The organism is Pleurocapsa sp. CCALA 161 (assembly GCF_003003995.1).
Taxonomy (GTDB): domain Bacteria; phylum Cyanobacteriota; class Cyanobacteriia; order Cyanobacteriales; family Xenococcaceae; genus Waterburya.
Map to the genome: position 1 here is coordinate 1 of NZ_PVWF01000223.1, position 4,086 is coordinate 4,086.

A 4,086-nucleotide genomic window follows, 5' to 3' on the forward strand; every position below is an offset into this window, starting at 1 on the left:
AGAAATAATATTCGGTTAATTGCCTCTAACTGCGACAATATTCCAGACGATATTGTTCAATCTTGGTTTGCTCACCTTCAACAAAGCGATCGCAACTAACTTCGCTCAATCCTAACTCAGTAAATTGTGACAATTCAGCATCTGATAAAGCCCAGGGAGGCCCATCTGGGATAGTATTAGCCTCACGATGGCGAGTAATAACTAAAAGTGTTCCCTTTGGCGCTACTAAAGTTGCAATTTTTTGGATAACTTGCGATCGCACATTTAAGGGTAATGCCTGAATCGTTTTGCATTCAAAAATAAAATCATATTTGCCTTGCCATTGAGGATCGAGGTTAAATAAATCTGCTACTAGATAATTAACGGTGGAATTAGGAAATCTTTGCTGACACCAGGCGATCGCTGTGGGAGAAATATCAAATGCTGTTACCTGATAACCTATACTGGCGAGGAGTTCTGCATCGTCTCCTAAGCCACAGCCAATCACTAAAGCCGATTTTCCCTCTGTCTGAGGTGAATTTATACTCAACCACTGCTGTAGATAAGGATGAGGTTGATTTTTTGCCCAGGGTACTTGCGAAGAATCCCCTTTCGCTTGGGCATATAAAGGTTCAAACCAACCAGTCGGATTTTGCTGATCTACTGAAATATTATTCAAACACATAATTTTATATTTAATGAAATTTAATTATTTACGACGAATTTATTTAAGCGATACCGATGCAGCAGGAGTAGTTTATTTTGCCAAAGGATTAGAAATCTGTCATCAAGCCTATGAAGAGTCGTTGACTCAGAGGGGAATTAGCCTTAGTCAAATGATTCAAGAGGGCAAAACTGCCTTACCTATTGTTCATGCAGAGATAGATTTTTTGCGTCCCCTTTGTTGTGGAGATCAAATCCAGATCAGTTTGATTGTCAGTTTAATTAACAATAGTGAATTTGCGATCGCCTATCAAATATCCCCTGTCGATAATTTAGCGCAAATTTTAGTTAAGGCTCAAACCCGTCATGTTTGCATAAACCCTCGAATTAGACAAAGAACAGATTTACCAGCAATCATACTTGAATGGTTAGGATAAAAGTTGCTGAATCACAATTTGCATAATACAGTTTATCTGTGGATTAGTCTTTTTTAAACTTCTTATAAGTATTATTTTGTACAACTAACAACTCAATTTTTTTGACGAGCTAAAGGAAGATCATACCAAGGTAAATTTGGATATTGGTGATGTTCCCAATGGTAGCCAAAATGGTAGCAGGCAATAAAAGACCAAAATATTGAGTAATTGTTACTTCTGGCTCGATGGCGATCGCTATATTCTGCATCTCGTTGACGATGGGGTAAAAATATACCAAAGGTAAACAATTGTAAGGAACTAATGAAAATAGGAATTACCCAAAACAAAAATATATTAATGATAGAAATATGTAAAGAAATAAATGTGCAGAATATAATTGTCATTCCCACAAACAAAATCCAAAATTGTCTACCTTTTTGATACTCTTGCATAAAGCTTAGATACCAAAATAAGAAATTATTTGAATGCAAGCAATTGAAATCGGGATCTTTCTCGGTAGCAGGATGGCGATGGTGTAATTGATGATTTTTTACTAATGTTTGATAAGGTAGTATTGCGTACAAACAAGAAGTGATATAGCCAAAAGCGTCATTGATTAGAACATTTTGGCAAATAGTTCTATGAATTGCCTCATGAGTAGTAATAAACAGTCCTGTCTGCAAAAAAATTCTCAAAAAAATACTTAGAATAATTAAGTATAGAGGTACTGTATTAATATCTAGAGCTAACAAGGCAATTAAAGTGACAAACCAGAATGAAATTATAGTTGCGCTAACAATAATTCCCGTTGTTAAATTAATACTTATAAAAGTTAGCCTAGACAAAAATTGATTAAAGAACATACATTATTTTTAAGCAAATCAAGCTTTTGTAGTGGTATTTTCTGCCAGTTTTTCTTCTAAGAAAGTAGATTTTGAAAGCTTTTGTAGCTGCTGGACTAAAAGATATTTTTGTTCCTGTTCATGAATAACTAAAGCTACTAAATGGACTACTGCTAAAGCGATCGCAGCTGTAGATAAAACATAGCTATGAAGCGTATAAAAATGCACAATTGTGGTGGTATTGATACCGCTGCCACCTGTGAGTAGATTGCTCACAAATGTGCCAATAATGGGAACAGACTCAATAATGCCCAATTCGACTTTTAAACGCCAGTATCCTAATTGATCCCAGCTAAGAATCATTGCTGTCCAACCTAAACCAATAGTTGATAAGGTTAGCAAAATCCCGCTAATCCATCCTGTTAACCAACTGCGTCTAAATTGTCTGCCGAGAAACATGACTACAATCTGAATGAGCGCCACAGCGATAGTTCCATTACCAGCTAAGTCATGCAGGCTGTAGATTAGCCAACCGTTGGAGATAGACTCATTTATCTGGTTTAAGGATTGATAGGCATCTCCCGCAGCAGGTTCGTAGTAAAATCCAATTAATATGCCAGATATAGCTGCAATAATTGCCGAAGTTAAGATGATAATTGACAAAATAGTCGCGGTTCGCCGTAACACGAAATTGTATTGAAGAGAATTCATGCTTAGTTTAATTATATATATAGAATTAGTTGTTGAGAGCAGAAATAAATCTAAGAAGGTAATGTATTTCAGTTAACTTGCTTATAAATAAAATTTAAAATCAGGATTTAAAATCAGGTGATGCTAAACTGTCTAAGAATGTTTTGACTAGTTTTCATTTCGACTAAGACAGCAGCTAAAAAACCGATGATTACCGAGTAATTATGCCAGAATTTGGCAAATCTAGTCGTAAATCCTAATTTTGGTTTTGATATCTGTGTTTGCATATTTTGTCAGCCTTGTTAAGTTCTGTTAATTGAAGTGCTTATTTAGAAATTAACAAATTGATTTTAGAGAAGGCTCTATCACAGGGTATAGGATTTTGAATTTGATTTATTTTTCATATCCAAACGATCGCATTTGTGGGAATTGAGTAACCAGAAAAAGATTAACCTAATCTTAACGACAGATATTGAATTTTTAATTAAGGCAAAATGAGCATGGCATCGCCAAAAGAATAAAAACGGTATTCAAGAGCGATCGCTTGTTGGTAAAGACTTAGCAACTGTTCTCGACCAATCATGGCACTCACTAACATTAACAAGCTCGAACCTGGTAAATGAAAGTTAGTAATTAAACCATCCACCACTTGCCATTGATAGCCAGGATAAATAAATAAATCAGTCTTACCCCGAAAGGGGTCGATAAAATCTGATTTGGCTTCTCTGGCAGCTCCTTCTAAGGCTCTAGTGGCGGTTGTTCCCACCGCAATTACACGACCGCCTCTGGCTTTTGTCTGTTTTATTTTACTCACGGTTTCAGCACTGACTTCAATCCATTCTTGGTGCATAGCATGATTCTTAATCTCCTCTGTTTCTACAGGACGAAAAGTACCAATACCTACATGAAGAGTAATCTGAGTCTGTTCAATACCCAGGCGCTGTAGTTTTGCTAGTAACTCTGGCGTGAAGTGTAAACCTGCGGTGGGTGCTGCGATCGCTCCTGGTTGGTTGGCATATACGGTTTGATATCGTTCGTCAGGAGCATCACTATTCACAATATAGGGTGGTAAAGGAAGCTGTCCATAATCATCTAATCGTTCCCACAAAGACTGACCAGTCGGTAGCTCAAACCGCAAAATTCTACCGCCTGTGGCTTGATCTTTGTCGATTACCGTAGCTTGAAGGGTATGATTGCTTGAGTCAGAATTACCTATGGCATCAAAATTAATAGTTGCTCCGAGAGTAAAACGTTTACCAGGTTTAACTAGAGCCAGCCAACAATTAGGCGATCGCTCTTCAATGAGCAAAATTTCTAACTTAGACCCCGAAATTTTATGACCATAAAGGCGAGCAGGAATAACACGGGTATTATTAAGAACTAATAAGTCACCTGGTTTTAACCAATGGGGCAAGTCACGAAAAGTGGCGTGGGTAGACTCTCGCCGTGAATCTACGATCAGTAGACGGGAGCTATCTCTAGGGTCAGCAGGAGAC

Annotated in this window: 6 protein-coding genes; 1 reads left to right on the forward strand and 5 read right to left on the reverse strand. The window is 37.2% G+C overall.

The features are described from left to right. Positions 1-25: 25 nt before the first annotated feature. Entirely contained in the window at positions 26-664 is a 639-nt protein-coding gene (locus C7B62_RS24835) for a bifunctional 2-polyprenyl-6-hydroxyphenol methylase/3-demethylubiquinol 3-O-methyltransferase UbiG (protein ID WP_106244104.1), read from the reverse strand. Positions 665-677: 13 nt separating this feature from the next. Here C7B62_RS24835 and C7B62_RS24840 point away from each other — a divergent pair, with 13 nt between their 5' ends. After that, positions 678-1,079, forward strand: coding sequence for a thioesterase family protein (locus tag C7B62_RS24840; protein WP_106244107.1), 402 nt, complete (start codon positions 678-680; stop codon positions 1,077-1,079). 92 nt (positions 1,080-1,171) lie between these two features. Here C7B62_RS24840 and C7B62_RS24845 read toward each other — a convergent pair whose 3' ends face one another. The 4 genes from C7B62_RS24845 to queA form a co-directional block, all read right to left on the reverse strand. Beyond that, positions 1,172-1,921, reverse strand: a complete 750-nt coding sequence (locus C7B62_RS24845; RefSeq protein ID WP_106244111.1) for a fatty acid desaturase — start codon at positions 1,919-1,921, stop codon at positions 1,172-1,174. 18 nt (positions 1,922-1,939) lie between these two features. Then, complete coding sequence (locus C7B62_RS24850) at positions 1,940-2,611, reverse strand: cytochrome b N-terminal domain-containing protein (RefSeq protein ID WP_106244114.1); 672 nt, start codon at positions 2,609-2,611, stop codon at positions 1,940-1,942. 113 nt (positions 2,612-2,724) lie between these two features. Continuing rightward, positions 2,725-2,877, reverse strand: a complete 153-nt coding sequence (locus tag C7B62_RS25515) for a high light inducible protein (RefSeq protein ID WP_146132217.1) — start codon at positions 2,875-2,877, stop codon at positions 2,725-2,727. 197 nt (positions 2,878-3,074) lie between these two features. Beyond that, the coding region (gene queA, locus C7B62_RS24855) for a tRNA preQ1(34) S-adenosylmethionine ribosyltransferase-isomerase QueA (protein ID WP_106244118.1) at positions 3,075-4,086 on the reverse strand (1,012 nt) is incomplete at its 5' end.